The organism is Rossellomorea aquimaris (assembly GCF_008180865.1).
Taxonomy (GTDB): domain Bacteria; phylum Bacillota; class Bacilli; order Bacillales; family Bacillaceae_B; genus Rossellomorea; species Rossellomorea yichunensis.
Window position 1 is genome coordinate 1138778 of record NZ_VTEX01000001.1, and the last position, 20395, is coordinate 1159172.

Below are 20395 nucleotides of genomic sequence, written 5' to 3' on the forward strand. Positions count from 1 at the left end.
GTTCGAATAAGCTTTAATAGAAGTCATTTTTCTTTTAGGGAGTGAAACATATGATCGAAAATTTATTAAGTGGTATTTCAATCGATCCCCAAGTCACTGTACTCGTTCCAGTGCTATGGGTTTTAGGGTATGCATTGAAGCGGACTCCTCATATTCCGGATTGGTTGATTATTTGGATCTTGTTACTCGCAGGGGTTGCTGCCAGCGGCTGGACTTTGGGGTTTGATTTCAATGGTATTGCCAATGGATTCATCGCAACGGGTGCAGCGATTACGACCCATCAATCTGTGAAACAGACGTTTTTCGCACGGGTGAATGATCGAAATAAAAGAGAAAAAAAGAAATAGGGACGAAAAAGGACTGGTCCACATGAAACTAAAATTACAGTTTCTCATGGCGCCAGTCCTTTTAATGGTGCATTTATTTTGCTAATACTTCAATGAATTCTCTCATATAGTCTGGTAAATCAGGTGGTCTGCGGCTTGAAACAATATGACCATCTGTGACGACAGATTCATTTACCCAGGTTGCCCCTGCATTTTCCATGTCATCTTTTATTCCCGGTGTGCTGGTGACTTTTACACCTTGAAGAATTTTGGCTGAAATCAAAACCCAACCTGCATGACAGATTTGACCGATCGGCTTCTTACTCTTATCCATGGTTTGAACCATAGAAATCACATCTTCATAGCGACGCAACTTATCAGGTGACCATCCACCCGGTACGAGGATGGCATCATAGTCTTCCGGATTGATATCTTTAAACGCGTATTCTGAAACAATCGGAACCCCGTATTTCCCGATGTATTCTTGATTTGCATTTTCACCGACAATATGTACAACTGCCCCTTCTTCACGCAATCGTAAAACAGGATACCATAGTTCAAGATCTTCAAAATCTGCACTTACTAATTGAATGACTTTTTTACCCGTTAGCTTCAACAGGATCCCTCCTCACTTATCTTCACTATCATTGTCTAAGTTATGTAAAGATATTGCAAACAATAAATCTTAGTTATACGGACTATACTTCTTAATTGCCTGAATGATTGTTTTCGTTTGGAAATAGGATACAAGGAAGGCAACTAAGGTCATGATAGAACCAAACGTGTATAGAAGTTTCGAAAATTGCTTGAACGAATTTTTTTTCAAAAGAATCACCTTACCTTCAAATTTGTAACAACACCCTCCTATTATTCCCATTTATAAAAGAAGTATGATATAGAAAGGAACCTACTATCCAATCATATAAAGTCATGATAAGGCATATGTTGATAGTACTTTTTCTGAAAGGAGTGAGCCGATGAATAACCGCCACTATTCATTTAATCCTGAAATGAGAAGTGAAGAATGTTCCATACCGTTTTGTGCCCAAACCAATGATCCAGCCCCTCTCTTTGTTGCTGAGGCATATGATAACGCCCAAAAGAAAATAAACACCGTTAACTTAGAATCGTTCAGGGGTAAATGGGTTATTTTGTTTTTTTATTCCAGTGATTTCACCTTTGTTTGACCTACCGAACTGGCAGCGGTCGCTGCTATTTATCCTAAATTTCAAGCATTACAAACTGAAGTTTTTGGAATAAGTACGGACAGTGTGTACTCTCACAAAGTGTTTACTGAAGTATCCCCATCTGCTTCTAAAGTGCAATTTCCGTTAGTGAGTGATCGAAACCATCAAATAAGCAGATCTTATCGTGTATTAAATGAGCGTGCAGGAGCTACGTTCAGAGCTACGATTATCATAGACCCTGAAGGAATGATAACGTCAAAAATGATATACCCGCCTGAAGTTGGTCGGAATACCTATGAAATATTGAGAATGCTGGAAGGTATTCAATATGGAAGAAAAACGGGAGCAGGCGTTCCTGCAAATTGGCTGCCGAATCAATCGGGGATTCAGAAAGATCCTGACTTCATTGGAAAAATATAAAAGACGGCTCCACTGATTGTTCAATGGGCCGTTTTTTATTTTAATTCTCCAACAGTTTGATAAGAGCTTGAGTGCCGCTGTTTTCTTCACCATTATGAGCCAATTCTTCATATAATGAGAGGGCTAACTCTAACCCCGGTGTTTTGATTTCCATCTCCCTGGATGACTCCAGGGCAATCTTAAGATCTTTGATAAAGTGCTTTACATAAAAGCCGGGAGCATAGTCCTCATCAATCATTCGTGGAACGAGATTGCTAAGGGACCAGCTGCCTGCCGCTCCCGAAGTGATACTCTTAAGCACATTATCTGGATTCAAACCTGATTTCTTCGCATAAAGAAGGGCTTCACTTACTCCCATCATGTTAGAGGCAATCGTGATTTGGTTACACATCTTCGTATGCTGTCCCGCTCCTGCCTTCCCCTGATACACAACATTTGAACCTAAAAGGTCTAAAAGTGGCCTTGCGGTTTCGAATGATTCCTCGCCTCCCCCTGCCATGATAGAAAGCCTCGCTTCTTTGGCTCCGATATCTCCACCTGAAACGGGGGCATCCAATGTGGACACTCCTTTGCCCTTGCCTACTTCAAAGATTCTCTCTGCTAATTTTGGAGATGAAGTAGTCATATCAATTGCTAGTGAATCACGTTTTAAGTGATGAAGAATTCCATTTTCACCGAGGTAAATTTCTTCTACGTCTTTAGGATATCCTACGATCGTAATGACTGCATCCGAAATTTCAGCCACTTGCCTTGGTGTGTCTGCCCATTTTGCACCTCTATTGATGAGGTGCAATGCTTTATCTTTCGTACGATTGAATATGACCACCTGGTAACCGGCCTCGAGCAGATGACCAGCCATGCTTTGCCCCATTACACCTGTTCCAATAAATCCAATGACACTTTGTTTGGTAATTTCCTTCATTGACTACATCCTCCCTTGCTTTACATCTATGTATATTTTTAACTAGAACTCTATAATTGTCCACTCCTGTATTTAATTGAATCTATCTCTAATGTTTAAATTCATGTATGCCGGGAAAATAAAGAACATACTACACAAACTATATAATTCCTGAAGGAGGAAGAATAAAATGAGAGTAAATAAAACCTTACTTGTTGGTGCGACGGTTACGGCTGGTTCATTAGGATGGATCTTATCATCGAAGGAGAAACGTAATCAGCTGCACAATGTTAAAGAAGGATTGGTAACGAAATTCAAAAAGAGAAGAAAAGAAGACCTACCTGTTGAAAAAGGTGGAAATCCAGACCCTGCAAATATTGAAGACAATTCCATGGTGAGTGAAGGAGCCATGACATCGGTTCAATATTACAATGAAAAAAAACAAGATTAAAAAAGCTGAACGGGTGGGTTTAACCCCCTCGTTCAGCTTTTTCAATTCAGCATAAAAAAATATACGGTTACAAATATAAGGACAACGGTTGCTACAATCGCCATCATCTTGATGAAGGCATCTGCAGATACAAATGTTTGTGTATTTATATGTCGCCTCGTTCGGTAGTAGTTAACGGTCGATCCAATAATGATTATTAACCCGATAATGATGGAGACTGCACTGATGGAGACGGCGATTCGATCTTGGACGGCATCTCCTTGAAGCGAGTTATAATGCAAGCTTGTTGTGAGGAAACCAATCCCGATAATAGCGATCGCTGTTCGAATCCATGCCAGGAATGTTCGTTCGTTTGCTAAGTGCTGCTGAATATATTTTGATTCATTTGTTCCGTTCATGCATGGCCACTTCCCTGGTTCTTCCTTTTACATGCAATCATCCTCATTGAGGTGATTGCATTATTTAACTATGCTCTTTTCGAACTACATTACCTTTTTAATTTATCGCACTGCGCATCTGTTTGGACCTGTTTCCATTTCCCGTTGTTCATCTTCTTCCGGATGCATATTACCCATGTTTGTTTCACGGATCTTTTCATAGCTATTTGGTTGAGGAGGAAGATTTTCCGTAACTGCTTTTCGGAATTCCTGCTCATCTTCAATATTTAACCCATGATTTTCTCTATATAAAGACTTTAGAGGATGAGACACCGATCCATCTTCATTCATCTCATCGATTGTCATAAAGTGTGCAGGCAAGACAATTAAATCATCCGCAAGTCCTTTATATCTCGTATACAGAGTTTTTCTCAAGTCTCCTACCCAGTCTTCTGCTTTACCAGCTAAATCCGGTCTGCCTATCGAATCAATAAACAGAATATCACCGGTTAATAAGTAGTGATCGTCGACGATAAATGAAGTGCTCCCAATCGTATGTCCAGGTGAGTATACAGCTTTAATGGTCGTTTCCCCCACATGAATGACCGTGTCACCACTTAATTCTTTATATTCGTATTGAACGTCCTCTGCATCTTTAGGAGGCAAATAATAAGGAGAATTGTATTCATTACATAAAGACCGTCCGCCTGAGATATGATCTGCATGTAGATGCGAATCAAGTACTGCCTTCACCGATACTTTATGGTCTTGAATAAATTTCTTATAAGGCTCCAAAAGTCGGCTGGGGTCAACGAAAACTACTTCTCCATTTGAAACGATCGCATAGGATAAACAACCTTTCCCAATTCGGACAAATTGATAAAGTGAACCACCTGAAACATCACCGATCTTAACCGGCTCTAAATATTCACTCCAGGCCAGCATGCCCCCGTTTACGGAATAAATGTTGTCCATTCCTGCTTCTACCAGCATCTCTGCCGTTTTCTTAGAAGAATTTCCTTTTGCACATATTACGTAAAACGCTTCATTATGTGGTAAAGTGGATTGAACAGATCCCAGATCGTCCTTCAGTTCGGAATAAGGCTTGTTTATTATTTCTACGTTTTTCCCTTCTACCTTCCAATCATCGTAAGCATCCTTTGGACGAACGTCCAGAATAAACATTCTTTCTCCATTAAGTATCTTTTCCGTTAGTTGTTTTGACGTCAATTCTTTTACTTTTGACATATGATGAATTCCTCCCTCTTATTATTTTCATCCCATCGTAAATAAATTATCCTATTTTCCACTTTTTAAACCTATAGGGGTATTTAAGATAAATATTTATCAATCCGTAAATGAAAATGGAAGAAAGAATTTAATCTATTTTACCTTCCCATGCAAGCATTCCGCCGTTCATATTTGTTACATTGAATCCTTGATAGTCTAGAAACTTTACAGCTTGAATGCTTCTGCCACCGGATTGACAGACCACGATGTACTCTTTCTTCTTGTCTAATTCATTCATTCGAAATTCGAGAAGTCCTAATGGAAGGTGGATACTTGATGGGATTCTCCCGCTCCTCACCTCAGCTACTTCGCGGACATCAATAATATTTAATGTTTCTCCAGCTGTTAATCGTTCATTTACCTCTTTTGCTGATATTGAATTCATTCATCTTCCCCCTATTTCATTAAGGTCATATAACTTTCTAATTGGACCAGGCATTCATCCCGCCTTTTACATTAGTAACGCTTGTGAACCCTTGTTTTTCAAGGATATTACAGGCACTGGCACTTCTCATACCACTTTGACAGATCACAATGATTTCTTTGTCCTTGGATAATTTGTGAGCGTTTTGCTGTAAAGATTGTAAGGGCATATTCTTAAATTGTCTGATGTGATTTTGTTTGAATTCTCCAGGCGTTCGAACATCAATAAATTGCTTATCACTGTCACCAAATAACGGTTTTAATTCAGTCGTAGAAATTTGTTTGATGTTTTTTCCTGGTTTCTTCATCATCAGAAAAAGAAAAATGAGTATAGCTAAAATAATAACTCCAATAAATTCCAAAATTTCACCTCTTCTGTCTACACTTATCTGATTCTCAAAAGCATTTATTTTATACCTCTATAATATACCCCATTAGGTATTTAGTCAAGTCCTGTATCTCCAAAGAAAAACCGACTCTATCCTAAGAGTCGGTTTGATATTTTATAGATAATAATAGTAGCGTTTAGGTGGGCCCTTAAATGGGGTATTTACAATCTGTCCTCCAAGGAAGCCTAATCCCAGACCAATTAAACCTGCACCGATTGGATTAATACCATACCCGTAGCCTCCTGCCGGCCCAAATGGTGGTGGACCGTAACCGGGCTGTGGAAATCCTTGTGGGGGAAACCCTTGTGGTCCCGATGTACTACCATAAGGTCCTTGATTATAATAACCTGGTCCTCCACCGAATCCCCCTCCTTGAAACTGGTTACTTTCCCATGGTACATAGCCTTGATACCCTCCTGGAGGATTGCCGTCATATCCAGTCCCAAGGTTTGGAAATCCGGATCCGGAATTAAATAGATTCATCAAATTCTTTCTGTATATGGTTCTCCTCTCATACATCTTCGTCACTCCTCTTTATTAGCCTATTAAGAAATGGGAAAAAGGGAAGGGCAAATGTCCATGTTCCGGGAAAAGTAGTGAGCGATGAACGGATTTCCACTCCCGAACCCTGCTGTAATTCATGCTAAAATGGAGAAAACTAATACGGTAAATGTTTCTTATATCATAAAAAATTCACTAATTTCGTCTATAATAAAACTTATGCCATTGAATGTGTAGAATGAATAGGAGTGGTTTACGTTGAAAAAATGGAATGTCCTGATTGTGGATGATGAGAAGGAGATGAGGCAGCTGATCAAACTGTATTTAAACAGGGATCAGTATTTCTGCTTAGATGCAGAGAACGGTCTCGCTGCTCTTGATCAACTGAAGAAAACACATGTGGATATCATGATTGCGGATATCATGATGCCATTCATGGATGGTTATCACTTACTAAAAGAGGTTCGGGAAACAAACGAGGTGCCCTTTATCTTCCTTTCGGCAAAGGGAGATGATTTAGACAAGGTGAAAGGACTCAGGCTTGGAAGTGACGACTATATGGTTAAACCTTTTAATGCTGAAGAACTTGTAGCACGAATCGAGACGATCCTGAGAAGATCCTACGGAACTCAATCTTCCCAACATTCGATGATTGAACGATATGGACCGGTATCATTTAATTTAGCATCAAGGACCATTTCAGTTGGTGAACTTTCACCTCGCTTAACCTTAAAAGAATATGAACTTTTCTTGTTCCTTGCCCGTAATCGAGGAAGAGTGTATAAGCGAGATCAGCTTCTCGATCAAGTATGGGGAAGTGATTATGAAGGTAGCGATCGTACAGTGGACACCCACATTAAAACATTAAGGCTGAAATTGAAGAACTATGGACATTTGATCGAAACCGTGTGGGGCCTTGGCTATAAGTTCGAGGGATCCGTTTGAAAAATACAAACCTGACTCTCAATAAAAAAGTCTCTCTGCTATTATTAAGCAGCTTATTTCTAACCATTGTCTTTTCTTTTCTTTTTATTCATTTTCTCTATAAGGATTTATATATTGGGACCGTTAAGGATTCACTGCTCTATCAAGGACAAAGGACAGCTGATCACTATCACTATGGTGACGTAAGCGGGAGTGTAAGGGATAAAATCCTTTGGTATAATGTGATCTCCCCTTACGAAGTGTCTGTTGTGGAAAAACTTGAAGACTTAACCAAAAGCTTCCCCTATCGTATTGACCAAAATCCTCTCATCAATAACGACGACAAAAGAGAATTGGCTAAAGGAAATCCGGTAATGAAAGAAGGATATGTAGCAGAATTTAAGCGGAATGTGATTGGAGCTATCTTTCCTCTTATGAACGAAGAAAGATTAATGGGGTATTTACTCATTTATATCCCCTTGGCTGAAATGACGGAAGTCTTTAGTAAAGGGATCCCTATATTGGTGCTCACAGGTGTCATGTTTTATTTTGTATTGTTCTTGATCATTCAATCTTCTTTAGGATCATTATTTAAACCTGTAAGGGAAATGCAACTATTCTCAAATAAAGTCGCTAAAGGTGATTTTTCTGGCAGGTTGAATGTCACCTCTAAAGATGAAATGGCGGAGCTTGCATTGACCTTTAATAGTATGGTCGATTCTCTGCAACATCAAGAAGAAAGAAAGCGTCAGTTCCTTTCGGATGTTGCTCATGAATTAAGGACTCCCCTAACCTATATTGGTGGATACGCAAAGGCATTGACTGACAAGGTACAAACGAATCCTGAAGAAATGGAAGAAAGCCTGCATCTTATTCAAAAGGAATCGATACGAATGCAAAAATTAATTACTGAGCTACTTGAATTGAATAAATTGGAGGATACATCTTTTTCTTTGGATATTGAGCCGATTGTACTCTCTCAGTTAATAATGGATTCATTAGCTCTTATACGTCCCCATGCTGAAAACAAAAAAATGGATGTCCAACATGATTTAAATGAAGGATCCATTATTAATGGGGATCCCAACCGGGTCATGCAAGTATTCTATAATATTCTTGATAATGCATTGAAATATTCTCCTGAAGAGAGTTGCATTTTCATTCAGTCCTACGAGGAAGATGGATTGGCTGTTGTACAGGTCGGGGATAACGGTATTGGCATTCCTGCAGGTTCCTTGTCCCGCATCGGAGAAAGGTTTTACCGCTCCGATTTGTCTAGAACAAGAAATACTGGAGGATACGGCCTCGGTTTATCAATCGCGAAAGAAATCATGTATAAACACGATGGTTCTTTATCTGTAGATAGTGAAGAAGGCAAAGGAACTACCGTCTATCTAAGATTTCCTTTAATAGAAATAAAAGACTGAGTCAATTGCAGACTCAGTCTTTTTGCTAATTAATACAAAATAGTCAATTACCCAAATAAATTTTTTATAGATTTAAAGAAATCAGCGATGGCATTTAACAAGCCCGTAAAGAAGTCAGACACTTTCTGCCCGAACCCTTCATCTTTGACAATTTCCTTAATCGTGGTTTGTATGTCATTCGTTAAATCATCTAATTGTTGTTGAACGTTATCAAAGTTAATATCCAGTGACCTCATTTTTTCAAACAAATCGATTAATAACTGGCGATCCTCCGGGCTTAGCTCGATGTTCAGAGTTTGGAGCTTCTCTTCAACGATTTGTTCAACTTCTTCTTTTGTAGCAGGATCTTGTTCGGCTATTTCCTTCTTTATTTCGGTTAAGAGGTTGCTGACCTCTTCCTTATCAATCCCAGCTTCTTTGGCAAGTTCTGTTGCAACGGTCAATTCCTCGTTGGCAACTTCCATACGAACCGTATCAAGTTTCTCTCCACTAACATCATACGCTTTATATATCCCGACTAATGCAGAATGTCCACTTACCTTTACAGGGGATGCCACATCTACTACTGCGTTCTCTACCCCCGCTGTTAATAAAGCATTGGAATACATCGAATTCGTCACTTCCGTAATATTTTCCGGTGTCACAATATTAACCTTTAGACCTTCGCCTTTCTCTTTGCGAGTAATCATGGCGGAGGAAAACATGCGTGCATTCCGATTTTCACCATCAATATACTTCACAAGGTCTTCACCTGTTGCTGTAAACTCTTCTACTTGTGTTCCCTCATCAATCCCTAATTGCTCTTGAACTTCTTTTTTCTGTTTGCTTGAAAGTGTTTCTCCGTATACGGCGATAGGCAGCCCGAATTTTTCATTGATGCTTTCTTTATCATTATCTGCAGCAGATGCTGGCTGAATGAGGCCCACCATTAGTGATAATAGTAAGGCAATACTAATCAATTTCTTCATTAATCAATCTCCCTTTTCATGATGGATAGATAATAGAGCTATTCCACTCTTCCATTGTACTAGTCTCATTAAGTATGTTCATCCATCTAGAGTCTTATTTCTTCCTGTTGATTAGACGAACAATACCAGAGGAAAGTTACAATGACTTTTTGTCCACTACTATAACATCAACGAATCCACAACACAATAAAGCTTAGTTCTGTTCACTGTTAATCCTCTATATGGTAGAAGATACTAGGTGAATTAGAACTAAGCTCAAGATGATTTAGAGTATATCGAGCCAGATTTTTATCGCTGTAGCCAGGATTAAAACGGCTAGAATCATTTGAAGAATCTTTGTATTCATTCTCTTTCCTGCCATTGCGCCCAGTGGAGATGCAATTAAACTAGCTACGACCATGATCATAGCCGGTAAATATTCCACTTGACCAGTCGATATCTTTCCGACTGTTGATCCAATTGAAGAAATCAACGTGATGGCAAGGGATGAAGCGATCGTCATTCTTGTCGGAATTTTGAGGACCACCAGCATAATTGGTACTAATAGGAAAGCTCCTGCGGCTCCAACGATACCCGCTCCAATCCCGACGATCAAGGCAAGTATCGCCGCTAACCACTTGTTAAATGTAACGTCTTCGAGTTTTATATCATCAATGCCTTTTTTGGGAATGAACATCATGATAGCTGCAATTAATGCAAGAATTCCATACACAATATTAATTCCAGCCTCACTCATGAATTTTGAACCATACCCGCCAATGAAGCTACCGAATAAAATACTTACACCCATGTAAGTGATGAGGGTTTTATTTAAAAATCCTCCTTTTCGGTAAGCCCAGACCCCACCTAGTGTGGCAAAGAATACTTGAACTGCGCTAATACCTGAAACTTCGTGAGCAGTGAATGTTGCTACTCCAAGCAATGGCGGAATATAAAGGAGCATGGGGTATTTAATGATACTACCGCCGATCCCTACCATTCCTGATATATACGAGCCGACAAATCCGATTAAAAAGATTGTAATAATAAAGGCCAAATCCATCGTGTTGTTCCTCCTCTTCTAATAAAACGGGAACCTTTCTGGCAGGTTCCCATTTTGGTTATTTGTTTAGATTAGTACGATAGATTAACGAACTGCACAACGATTTGGTCCAATTTCCATCTCACGCTGCTTCTCTTCATCTGGAGTTACTTTACCCATGTTCGTCTCACGAATTCCTTGATACGCGTTTGGCTGAGGTGGAAGGTTTTCAGATACTAGCTTTCTGAATTCTTCCTCGTTCTCGATATTTAAACCATGGTTTTTTGCAAATAATGTTCCCAGCTTTTCACCTACAGATCCATCTTCATTTAATTCATCAATAATCATAAAGTGGGCCGGTAAGACGGTAAGCTCCATAGAAAGGTCTTTATACCGCTTGTAAAGACTTTCTCTAAGATCAGCTACCCAATCTTCTGCTTTCCCGGCAAGGTCAGGACGTCCAATGCTATCTACAAAAAGAATATCACCGGATAATAAATACTTTTCGTCAATGACAAATGACGTTGACCCGATTGTATGACCAGGTGAGTACAGAGCTGTAATATCAATGGTTGTATTTCCAATCACGACATTATTCCCGTCTTCAAGTGAAGCATATTCAAAGGTAACTTCTTCAGCATCTTTAGGCGGTAACCAATAGGTTGCATTTGTTGCTTCTGCAATGTTACGTCCACCAGAAATATGATCGGCATGCAAGTGAGTATCAAATACATTTGTAATCGTTGCGCCTTTTTCTTTTGCAAAGTCGATAAAGATATCAGTCATACGAGTAGCATCGACGATCGCTGCTTCACCATTGGACACCACCATATAAGATAGACAACCTTTACCTAAACGTACAAATTGATATAGTTCTCCACCATTTGTTAATTCACCCACTTTAACAGGTTCCAAATGTTCGCTCCAGGCTTTCATTCCACCTTCGAGGTAGGATACGTCCTTCCCTTCATCTGAAAGCATATCCGCTACCATAATAGAAGAACCTTCTTTCGCACACACGACTAGAATTTCTTTATCCTTTGGTAGTTGATCCATTATTACTTCTACACCATCTAAAAGATCGAAGTATGGGATGTTTAGATATTCAAATTTTTCACCTTCAATTTTCCAATCTACAAAGGCATCTTCATTACGGACATCCAAAATGAATAAATCTTCCTTTTTCATTACTTTTTGTGCTACTTCTTTTGAATTCATTGGTTTGACTGCCATTAATTTAACCTCCCTGTATTAGTGGTATCATCTTACTTCACGTTCGATTCAACGTCTCCAGCCCAATCGCTCATACCTGGAACTACATTGATTACATTAAGAAATCCTTTTTCAGCTAATAGTTGCGCCGCCATGTCGCTTCTGTTTCCTGTCCGGCATACTACATAAATATCCTTGTCTTTATTAAGTTCATCCACTCGGGTTTCCAATTCTCCAAGTGGCATTGAAATCGAGCCTGGAATATGTTTGAATGCATATTCGGCCTTTTCACGGACATCCAGTACGACGATATTTTTATCGCCTAGTTTAGTAGACAATGTTTCATTATCTGTTACTGACTCATGTTTACGCTCTACCGTCTCTTCCCCACTTGATTTGCGGACAAAATGCTTCAGAACATCTCCTTCTTCAATGGTTCCGAGATAATCGTGCCCGGAACTTTTTGCCCACGCTTGAAGATCAGCCTTCGATCCTTTGTCTGTTGCCTGAACTTCAATCACTTGGCCAGCTTCCAGGTTATTCATGGCCTTCTTTGTTTTTACGATCGGCATTGGACAAGCTAATCCCTTTGCATCCAATACGAAGTTTGATTCAATCGTGTTCATATATAAAACCTCCAATTACCTCATAGGGTATATTCCGTTGCAAAAAAAATTAGATGAATAGGTTCACATTACCATTTTCAGCATCCGCTAAATACGCAGCTACTCCAGCATACTCAATTTCTTCTAATAATTCGTCTTTGTGTAAACCTAATAAATCCATTGTCATGGTACATGCAACCAGTTTAATATCCTGTTCTCTTGCCATCTCGATTAAATCAGTCAAAGGCATTGCATTATGCTTCTTCATGACACCTTTGATCATTTTAGGACCCATACCCATGAAATTCATGTTTGATAACCCCAGTTTATCTGCGCCACGAGGCATCATGCCCCCAAACATTTTCTCCATAAATCCTTTTTTCACAGGAACCATTTCTTCTTTTCTTAAAGCATTCAGTCCCCAGAATGTATGGAAAATGGTTACGTCATGATCATAAGCCGCAGCTCCGTTCGCAATGATATATGCAGCCATCGCTTTATCATAATCTCCACTAAATAGAATAATATTGGTTGTTTTTCTTTCTGACATTGTATCTCCTCCTATTTACTATAAGGGGTATTGATCCCCTTAAAAAAATTTATCCTTTTTTGATCCAGAATGTAAATACATCATTTTCTTCACTTGATTCGAGCAATTCATGCCCAGTAGATTTAGCCCAGGCTGTCAGGTCACTTTTAGCACCTTTATCCGTTGTTTGCACCTCTAAAATTTGACCAGCTTCAATTTCTTTTATTGCCTTTCGAGTTTTCACAATCGGCATCGGGCAGGCCAATCCTTTTGCATCTAGTACTTTATCTGCGTTCATTAATAATTCCTCCTCAGAATGATTGGTTTTAATACCCATAAGGGTATATTATATGATATAAAAAAAGATGTCAACTCTTTTTGTTATCGACTCTTAACTAATAAATTCACTGCTTCTTTTACAAGGGCTTCTGTATTTTCACCACTCTCTTGTGAATCCCTTACACATTCAACAAGGTTCATACTGACAATTAAGCCTACGGAACGGTCAAGAGCTGTTTTTGCTGCGGAGAGTTGTGTAATAACGTCTTTACAATCTTCCCCTTGCTCCATCATTCTTACGATTCCACGGAGCTGCCCTTCAACACGTTTAATTCGATTCTTAACTTGTGAATTGTATTCCATAAAGACACCTCCTGTTGGCTCGTTGTTTCCTGCTACAATTAAAATAATATACCCCAATAGGTATAATGTCAAGAGATATTTCACCCTTTTCTTGAAATCAGCAAAATAAAAAAATGAGTACAATTCCCTTCATTGTACTCATTCTTTCATTATATTAAATAGAAGGCCATTTGCCTTTTGGCCATGTATTCCAATCGGTTCTGAATGAAGGCAACGGGCTCTTCCAGATAAATCGGCACAATCTGATCCCATTCAGGAACGTATTGTTTAATATTGAATTCCATGGCATAGCATGTATTTGCTGTTAGAGGGAGGTCGCCCTTTATAGGGATGTCTCTTTGTTGATCATATAATCCCAATAAGGACCCTGCTTCATGGCAGTGGTTTCCTACGGGGTGAGAATAAAGCATCGCCTCTATCTCTTCATCTCTTGCCTTTTTCATTACTCGATGAAATACTTCATTGCCGTTTCTCCCCACTTTCATTTCTTCTGTAATGATATCTTCAAACCTCAAGGCTGTTTGTAACGCGGACTGAAGTCCTTCAGGAGCTTCTTCCTCACCTGGATAGAGAACGTATGCGAGTTGCTGGGTGTCTGTCGCTAAACCGAGATAACGAATCCCAAAATCCAAATGTACAATATCTCCACATCGAATGATTTCCCCTTCTAATCGTTCCATCGCTGCCCCTTTTCTTTGTAAATCCACCGTGGGGTAAAATGACGTTTCCATTCCTAAATCCAAGACGCATTGCCTTAACCAATCGACTACATCTTCTGTCGTTGTGATACCAGGATGGATCACCGCTCCGGATAAAGCTTCTGCCGCTATTTGCCTCGCAAGTTCCGCTATTGAAGGATAGGCTGTAAGTTCCTTGGATGACCTTATAGACAGCCAATCAACAATGATGTGTTGGGCAGACACAAATTTATGTGAGTACTCATCAAGTAATATGTTTAAATGCTGGTAAAACGAATGACTTAAACCATCACTTACAGCAAACGTCGGGGAATAATTCAACGCAATTGTATCAGGGCAGTGAACTTCTACAAGACGCTTAAGGCACTCCCATTGATCACAATCTTCCGGTTTCCAGACACGTTCATAAAATGGCTCAAAGTTCGGATTAGGATGCAGTACCCACCTTTTCAGTTGTTGATCTCCGTCAAGATAAAACACTAGAATCGTCAATCTCCCGGAACCGTCTATTGATGCCGGATAAAGACTTTTCAGAACAGGATCTTCATTATACTCTCTCCCAGCAATAATCCACATATCAAGATTATGCTTTTTCATTAAGGAAGGTAAAAGGGTATTAAGTCGATGAAATAGCCATCGGTTCCGTGTTTCTTCTCTTTTCTTCAACGGAAGAATTCCCGGTAAATGTTTCATATCTCCACTCATGGGTATCACTCCCTTGTTTCATGAATTGATTTCATTACATTTTCGACAAATAATGATTTTTTCCTCCTGAAAAATAAAAATGACCATTGGATAAAATACCCCCAATGGTCAGCAGCTCCTATGTATTCTCTTTTGCTAAATGGTTCTTTCACCACTAATTACTTCTTTCTGTAGATAGTCTACAAACTCTTCAAGATGACGGGGTGAACAGATATCTTCTTCTAATAGAGGAATTCGATATAAGGTCTGGTTTGTAAACTTCTCTCTCATCAGCTTTAGGTATAATTTTTCCTGGTCCTTTCTTTTTTGCAGGAATTCTCCATCTGCCTGAATCGGGAGGATCTTATTTATGATCAGTCCCCCAATATTCAATCCGTGTTTAGACATCAATTCAATGGCTTTTTCTGTCTCCAGTATCGGGAGCCTTTCAGGAACGAGTACAAAGATAAATCCTGTTCTTTTTTGATCCAGTAGAATCCCCCGTACTTTTGAAAACTTTTCACGACGCTTTTGCAGGACATCATAAATGGGGTCCTCTACCGGCTCGCCATCATTTAATAGCTGTGAATAGTTCTTGTTTGTTTTCTTCCGCCTATCTAGCATCCCGTCCATCCATACTCCCATGAGTTCAGGAAGGGATAAAAGTCGGATCGTGTGGCCTGTGGGCGCTGTGTCAAAAATGATCTTATCGAACTCATCTCCCTCCTCGAGAATGATGGAAACCATCCTGTCAAATAATGCAGCTTCTTCTGCCCCGGGTGCCGAAGCTGCCATATCGATTTGACGGTGAACCTCATTGACCATCTTCGATTTAACCATTCCCTTTAAATTTCGTTTCACTCCGTTAATGTAATCATGTGTTTCAACCTCAGGGTTAATTTCTATACCCCATAGATTTTTGAGTAGAGGAGTTTTATCCCCCTTGATTTCCTGGTGAAAAATATCTCCCAGGTTGTGGGCGGGGTCTGTGGAGATGATTAGCGTCTTTTCTCCCATATTCGCAAACATTACGGCTAATGCAGAGGCAGACGTTGATTTCCCTACTCCTCCTTTACCGCCTACAAATAGAATCGTCTGGTGTTGTAATTCATTCATGTATGAATCCCCCCTCCCTATACTTCAACAACATCTGATTCCATCCAAGGGTGAGTGCTCCATTCCCATTCTCAAATGCCAATCGTGAAATTTCTCTATTATATATGGATAAAGTTCCAATGTGTAATAATAAACGGGATTCGGCAGGCCAAGCATATCTGAATAGAGCAATAATAAGAATAAATCATCCTCATCTCTCAATTCCCTGGCGATTTCCGTTTTGTGAGGGAGGGAAATGATTTCATCGTATAGCTGTATGATTCTTTTAAACTTTTCTTTCATAGACGAATCCATTCGTGCTCCCCTCCTTATTGTTGTGTCTGTAATGTGACTTGTTAATTGCGATAAACTTGTTCCTCCTTTAAAAAGAAGTAGAAAGAGGGGGCAAAGGACCCGAGTCCCCCTTATCTATCTCATGACTAAGCAGAGAACTGTGAAGGATCATCTCCCTTTTTGGATAGGGAAGATGCCGCAGTTATTAAAATCCATAAAGTGAAAATGAGAATGATACTACCAAAGATAAAGAGCAGCATATTCCCTTCTGATTCTCCTACACCTGACCATTCAAACACGACTTGGTTAATCATCGCCCATAAGGTCATGAACATAAGGAATACCATTGGAATTAAGGTAGCGATATAATTCCTTCCTTGACGCTTAAGCCAGATGGTAATCAGAAGTAAACTGATTCCAGCAAGCAATTGATTCGATGTACCAAAAAGCGGCCATAGAAGGTACCCACCCGACCCGAATCCTTTAGGGCCTTGAGGTAATAAAGTTAAAGCTGCACTTGAAACAACGGCAATCGTCGTTGCAACATGAGCATTTGTTAAAGGATTTACGTTGTACTCTTCTCCCAACTCCGCGATGATATAGCGCATCAGTCGAACAGAGGAGTCCAATGTTGTTGCAGCGAAGCTCACAATGATCACTGAAACAATCGTAGCTGCGATATCAGCAGGAATTCCCACACCTGTTGCAAGTTGTCCGGCTCCTTGGATGAAGACACCAAGCCCAGCACCGCTTGCTGCAGCAAAACCGCTGTAAGTAGCTTGGAATTCTTCCACGTTCGGGAAAAATGTGATACATGCAATGATCGCTATCAATGCAAGTGCCCCTTCACCTACAGCTCCTAAATACCCTACAAAGCGTGCATCCGTTTCTTTATCCAACTGTTTTGATGATGTGCCTGATGAAACCAATCCGTGAAATCCGGAAATGGCACCGCAGGCGATTGTGATAAATAGTAACGGGAACCAGGAAACATCTGCAGCTCCGTTTGTCATTGGTGCGGTAATTTCAGGATTTGTAAACAAGAGTCCAAGATATAGCAACCCTAACCCAACGATTAATTGATGGGAGTTGATATAATCACGTGGCTGTAATAGCTTCCAAACAGGTAGAGTTGAAGCTATGTATACATAAATCATCAGAATGATGATCCACACCAGGAAAGCCATACTTGTTGAACTTAAGCCAAACAATGATGTGGCCTCTTGTCCACCAAAATAACGAACTAAATCAATTTGCAAAAAATCAACACGGCTTGCAATGACAGCTGATGCATACATGACTGCCAATGCAACGATTGAAGGCAACAACATGCTGCCATTACGCTTATAAACCGAATACCCAATCCAAACTGCTAATGGAATCTGAATGAACACCGAGACGACACTAGCAGGGAAAGTAATGAACAGATTTGCAATAACCCAGGCAAATACTGCGTTCACCATCAACACAAGAATTAAAATAATAAATAGAAAAAGTACTTTTGCTCTTTTCCCTATTAACTTATTGGCTAATGAACCGACGGATTGTCCTTTGTTTCGAACTGAAAGAACCAAAGTTCCAAAATCATGCACCCCGGCTGCAAATACTGTTCCTAATATGACCCAAAGAAATGCTGGAAGCCATCCCCAGTAAACGGCGATTGCAGGTCCTACAATCGGAGCCGCCCCTGCTACAGAAGTAAAATGGTGACCCCACAGAACAAACTTATTCGTTGGGACGAAATCGACACCATCTTTGTATTGGTGTGCAGGCGTGACATAATTCGGATCCAGACGGTACACCCTCTCAGCAATAAGCTTGGAATAATATTTATACCCTAATAAAAAGACAAGCCCCCCTATTACAGCTAACCATATTCCACCCATCAAATTCCTCCTTCTTTTTTTAATTTGTACACATTTAAATATCTGAATTTTTAGAATGTATACGCTTACTACATTTTACATTGGGTTTTTATGGTTTTCAATGAGAACATTTACTCTTATTGGTCTTATAAACCAAATAAAAAGACAGATTCAATAATAGAATCTGCCTTAGAGTTAGACGACGTATATGCTATCTTCGTCTGTCGGATCTACCGCTTGGGGTATGTCTACTGTGGTTCTTAAAATGGTTTTGTTAGCATCCGTTGTTTTGGGATGATCCGTAGATGTAGGAAATGTGAAAGAAATCCTCTTTTCTTCACCCGCACCAATTGTACCGATCTTATCAAGGATAATCGTGTCTAAATCTTTTTCATGATAAGAAAAGTCACTATCCTTTTTATCCTCCTCATATTTTTCAAGAAGCAATAAACGAATTTCATTAATAGGCTGATCGGCCATACCACCGATCAAAATGACTTCACCTTCGATTGAATCTCCAGGAGAAATTTTCGTTTTGTGCACGATTGTATCTACTTTAACATGCCCTATCCCAATACTTGACAAAAACTGTTTAAACATATTTCAGCCACCTTTCCATGTCTAATTGTCTTTAACCTATCATGTACCCCTCTTATCCATCTATTCCTACATATTCTGCGGATTTTCCGCAAACAATATGAGAGAAACATTGGAAAGGAGTGAATAAAATGAAAAAACTGGTTGTATCTATCTTAGCTGTATTCTTGATTAGCTTGAGTGTCGGTACATTTGCAGCAGCAGAAGGTGAACCACAAACGCCTAAGGTAAACCTTACTGAAGAACAAAAAGCCGAGCTTGCCAAATTGCATGAACAGATGTATTCAACAAAAAAAGAACTTGTGAACAAATATGTAGAATATGGCGTCTTCTCAAAAGAACAGGGAGATAACGTACTTAAAATGATGGAAGCTAAGTATCAAAAACTGAAAGATAATGACTACATGATGAGATGGCATCCACATTCACACCATGGAAAAAAACTAGATCAAAAAGAGTAAGCGGAAGGGCTTTTTTGGCCCTTCCCTACTAAAATGATCAGAATATCCCCTCCAGTAATTAAGAAAGATTCCTCAATATTTCAGACACCTTGTTTATTTCTTCCATTGTAACATCATAATGAGTGGTAAAACGTACAAGAGTAGGACCAAAGGTCACTGCCTGAATCCCCTTTTCTTTTAACTCATCAATGAATTGGTCTGCTGTTTCTCCTCTTCCCTTTACATCTGCAACGACAATATTCGTATCAACTTGATTGATTACTTCAATACCCTTACAGGCTTGAAGGGTTTCTTTAAGTACGATTGCTTTCTCATGATCTTCCACTAATCGTTCTCTCATAGTTGTTAATGCAACCAATCCTGGGGCAGCAACCAGACCTACCTGTCTTAACCCCCCGCCTAATCGCTTTCTCCACTTTCGGGCACGATTAATGAATGTATGATCACCTGCGATGATAGACCCTATAGGGGCACCCAAACCTTTGGATAGGCATATTTGCACAGTATCACAATGATCAGTGAACTCCCTGATATCTCTTCCACTAGCATATACTGCATTAAAGAGCCGCGCTCCATCGATGTGCACTGGAATTGAATGTTTTTTCCCTAGAGTATAGATCGCTTTCATATTCTCTGGAGACACAATTGCTCCACCTGCACGATTATGTGTATTCTCCAAACAAATGAGCCCTGTTTCTGGAAAATGCTGATCTTCAGTACGTATAGCCGCTTCTACTTCAATCGGATCCATCTCTCCATTTATCCCTTGGATCGTACGTGTTTGAACACCTGCCAATGCGGCAACCGCTCCTGATTCATAGTAGAAAATATGAGAATTCGCTTCTAATAGAATTTCATTCCCTGGACGTGTGTGTGTTAATACAGCAACTTGGTTACCTTGAGTACCACTTGTTACAAATAGGGCTGCTTCTTTACCGAGTAAAGTGGCAGCTTCTCTTTCAAGCTTTATGACTGTAGGATCTTCTCCATACACATCATCCCCTACTTCAGCCTCGAACGCAGCCCTTCGCATTTCTTCTGTTGGTTTTGTTACTGTATCACTTCTTAAATCGATCAAAATGAAATACCTCCTCTTAAACCTTAAACT

27 protein-coding genes are annotated in these 20395 nt (G+C 39.7%); 6 read left to right on the forward strand and 21 right to left on the reverse strand.

The annotated features are described in order from the left end of the window. Window positions 1–50 precede the first annotated feature (50 nt). The gene (locus FZC88_RS05665; RefSeq protein ID WP_148968893.1) at window positions 51–347 is read left to right on the forward strand and encodes a phage holin family protein; all 297 of its coding nucleotides are present in this window, start codon (window positions 51–53) and stop codon (window positions 345–347) included. 73 nt (window positions 348–420) lie between these two features. Here the strand turns inward: FZC88_RS05665 and FZC88_RS05670 are convergent, their stop codons facing one another. Together FZC88_RS05670 and FZC88_RS23855 are read right to left on the reverse strand one after the other, a co-directional pair. Further along, the gene (locus FZC88_RS05670; protein ID WP_148968892.1) at window positions 421–942 is read right to left on the reverse strand and encodes a type 1 glutamine amidotransferase domain-containing protein; all 522 of its coding nucleotides are present in this window, start codon (window positions 940–942) and stop codon (window positions 421–423) included. A 69-nt stretch (window positions 943–1011) separates the two neighbouring features. Then, the gene (locus FZC88_RS23855; protein ID WP_187443506.1) at window positions 1012–1152 is read right to left on the reverse strand and encodes a hypothetical protein; all 141 of its coding nucleotides are present in this window, start codon (window positions 1150–1152) and stop codon (window positions 1012–1014) included. Window positions 1153–1336: 184 nt separating this feature from the next. Here FZC88_RS23855 and FZC88_RS05680 point away from each other — a divergent pair, with 184 nt between their 5' ends. Continuing rightward, on the forward strand, window positions 1337–1933 hold the full coding sequence (locus tag FZC88_RS05680) for a peroxiredoxin (protein ID WP_262371791.1): 597 nt from the start codon (window positions 1337–1339) through the stop codon (window positions 1931–1933). Between the two features lie 40 nt (window positions 1934–1973). On the opposite strand, the gene FZC88_RS05685 is transcribed toward FZC88_RS05680, so the two are convergent. Next, window positions 1974–2855 (reverse strand): NAD(P)-dependent oxidoreductase, encoded by an 882-nt coding sequence (locus FZC88_RS05685; RefSeq protein WP_148993974.1) that lies wholly within the window; start codon window positions 2853–2855, stop codon window positions 1974–1976. Window positions 2856–3024: 169 nt separating this feature from the next. On the opposite strand from FZC88_RS05685, the gene FZC88_RS05690 reads away from it, so the two are divergent. After that, window positions 3025–3285 (forward strand): hypothetical protein, encoded by a 261-nt coding sequence (locus tag FZC88_RS05690; RefSeq protein ID WP_148968889.1) that lies wholly within the window; start codon window positions 3025–3027, stop codon window positions 3283–3285. Between the two features lie 41 nt (window positions 3286–3326). Here the strand turns inward: FZC88_RS05690 and FZC88_RS05695 are convergent, their stop codons facing one another. The 5 genes from FZC88_RS05695 to FZC88_RS05715 form a co-directional block, all read right to left on the reverse strand. Next, entirely contained in the window at window positions 3327–3683 is a 357-nt protein-coding gene (locus tag FZC88_RS05695) for a YidH family protein (protein WP_148993975.1), read from the reverse strand. Between the two features lie 102 nt (window positions 3684–3785). Continuing rightward, window positions 3786–4910: an MBL fold metallo-hydrolase gene (locus tag FZC88_RS05700; RefSeq protein WP_187443507.1), complete on the reverse strand. Its 1125-nt coding sequence runs from the start codon at window positions 4908–4910 to the stop codon at window positions 3786–3788. Between the two features lie 130 nt (window positions 4911–5040). After that, window positions 5041–5337: a rhodanese-like domain-containing protein gene (locus tag FZC88_RS05705; protein WP_148993977.1), complete on the reverse strand. Its 297-nt coding sequence runs from the start codon at window positions 5335–5337 to the stop codon at window positions 5041–5043. 37 nt (window positions 5338–5374) lie between these two features. Continuing rightward, window positions 5375–5737 carry a rhodanese-like domain-containing protein gene (locus FZC88_RS05710; protein WP_262371724.1) on the reverse strand — a complete coding sequence of 121 codons (363 nt, stop codon included), beginning with the start codon at window positions 5735–5737 and terminating at the stop codon, window positions 5375–5377. Window positions 5738–5878: 141 nt separating this feature from the next. Next, entirely contained in the window at window positions 5879–6283 is a 405-nt protein-coding gene (locus FZC88_RS05715) for a hypothetical protein (protein ID WP_148993978.1), read from the reverse strand. A 240-nt stretch (window positions 6284–6523) separates the two neighbouring features. Between FZC88_RS05715 and FZC88_RS05720 the strand changes: the two genes are divergently transcribed. After that, window positions 6524–7210 carry a response regulator transcription factor gene (locus FZC88_RS05720; protein WP_148993979.1) on the forward strand — a complete coding sequence of 229 codons (687 nt, stop codon included), beginning with the start codon at window positions 6524–6526 and terminating at the stop codon, window positions 7208–7210. Then, on the forward strand, window positions 7207–8616 hold the full coding sequence (locus FZC88_RS05725; protein WP_148993980.1) for a sensor histidine kinase: 1410 nt from the start codon (window positions 7207–7209) through the stop codon (window positions 8614–8616). The genes FZC88_RS05720 and FZC88_RS05725 overlap by 4 nt, the downstream gene beginning before the upstream one ends. A 47-nt stretch (window positions 8617–8663) precedes the next feature. Here FZC88_RS05725 and FZC88_RS05730 read toward each other — a convergent pair whose 3' ends face one another. The 12 genes from FZC88_RS05730 to FZC88_RS05785 form a co-directional block, all read right to left on the reverse strand. Further along, window positions 8664–9584, reverse strand: coding sequence for a DUF1002 domain-containing protein (locus FZC88_RS05730; protein ID WP_148993981.1), 921 nt, complete (start codon window positions 9582–9584; stop codon window positions 8664–8666). A 265-nt stretch (window positions 9585–9849) separates the two neighbouring features. After that, window positions 9850–10626, reverse strand: coding sequence for a sulfite exporter TauE/SafE family protein (locus FZC88_RS05735; RefSeq protein WP_148993982.1), 777 nt, complete (start codon window positions 10624–10626; stop codon window positions 9850–9852). Between the two features lie 84 nt (window positions 10627–10710). Beyond that, window positions 10711–11838 carry an MBL fold metallo-hydrolase gene (locus FZC88_RS05740; RefSeq protein ID WP_148993983.1) on the reverse strand — a complete coding sequence of 376 codons (1128 nt, stop codon included), beginning with the start codon at window positions 11836–11838 and terminating at the stop codon, window positions 10711–10713. Between the two features lie 32 nt (window positions 11839–11870). Further along, window positions 11871–12443 (reverse strand): sulfurtransferase TusA family protein, encoded by a 573-nt coding sequence (locus FZC88_RS05745; protein ID WP_148993984.1) that lies wholly within the window; start codon window positions 12441–12443, stop codon window positions 11871–11873. Window positions 12444–12492: 49 nt separating this feature from the next. After that, window positions 12493–12972, reverse strand: a complete 480-nt coding sequence (locus FZC88_RS05750; RefSeq protein WP_148993985.1) for a DsrE/DsrF/DrsH-like family protein — start codon at window positions 12970–12972, stop codon at window positions 12493–12495. A gap of 49 nt (window positions 12973–13021) precedes the next feature. Beyond that, complete coding sequence (locus FZC88_RS05755) at window positions 13022–13249, reverse strand: sulfurtransferase TusA family protein (RefSeq protein WP_148993986.1); 228 nt, start codon at window positions 13247–13249, stop codon at window positions 13022–13024. A gap of 83 nt (window positions 13250–13332) precedes the next feature. Next, the gene (locus FZC88_RS05760; RefSeq protein ID WP_148993987.1) at window positions 13333–13593 is read right to left on the reverse strand and encodes a metal-sensitive transcriptional regulator; all 261 of its coding nucleotides are present in this window, start codon (window positions 13591–13593) and stop codon (window positions 13333–13335) included. 149 nt (window positions 13594–13742) lie between these two features. Beyond that, window positions 13743–14996, reverse strand: coding sequence for a M24 family metallopeptidase (locus FZC88_RS05765; RefSeq protein WP_148993988.1), 1254 nt, complete (start codon window positions 14994–14996; stop codon window positions 13743–13745). 135 nt (window positions 14997–15131) lie between these two features. Further along, window positions 15132–16091 carry an ArsA family ATPase gene (locus FZC88_RS05770; RefSeq protein WP_148993989.1) on the reverse strand — a complete coding sequence of 320 codons (960 nt, stop codon included), beginning with the start codon at window positions 16089–16091 and terminating at the stop codon, window positions 15132–15134. Between the two features lie 24 nt (window positions 16092–16115). Then, window positions 16116–16373, reverse strand: a complete 258-nt coding sequence (locus FZC88_RS05775; protein WP_148994297.1) for a cory-CC-star protein — start codon at window positions 16371–16373, stop codon at window positions 16116–16118. A gap of 137 nt (window positions 16374–16510) precedes the next feature. Then, entirely contained in the window at window positions 16511–18250 is a 1740-nt protein-coding gene (locus tag FZC88_RS05780; protein WP_148993990.1) for a carbon starvation CstA family protein, read from the reverse strand. A 174-nt stretch (window positions 18251–18424) separates the two neighbouring features. Continuing rightward, window positions 18425–18829: a sporulation protein gene (locus FZC88_RS05785; RefSeq protein ID WP_148993991.1), complete on the reverse strand. Its 405-nt coding sequence runs from the start codon at window positions 18827–18829 to the stop codon at window positions 18425–18427. 128 nt (window positions 18830–18957) lie between these two features. On the opposite strand from FZC88_RS05785, the gene FZC88_RS05790 reads away from it, so the two are divergent. Then, window positions 18958–19287 (forward strand): YckD family protein, encoded by a 330-nt coding sequence (locus FZC88_RS05790; RefSeq protein ID WP_148968871.1) that lies wholly within the window; start codon window positions 18958–18960, stop codon window positions 19285–19287. 58 nt (window positions 19288–19345) lie between these two features. Here FZC88_RS05790 and ltaE read toward each other — a convergent pair whose 3' ends face one another. Further along, entirely contained in the window at window positions 19346–20365 is a 1020-nt protein-coding gene (ltaE, locus tag FZC88_RS05795) for a low-specificity L-threonine aldolase (RefSeq protein WP_148993992.1), read from the reverse strand. Window positions 20366–20395 lie beyond the last annotated feature (30 nt).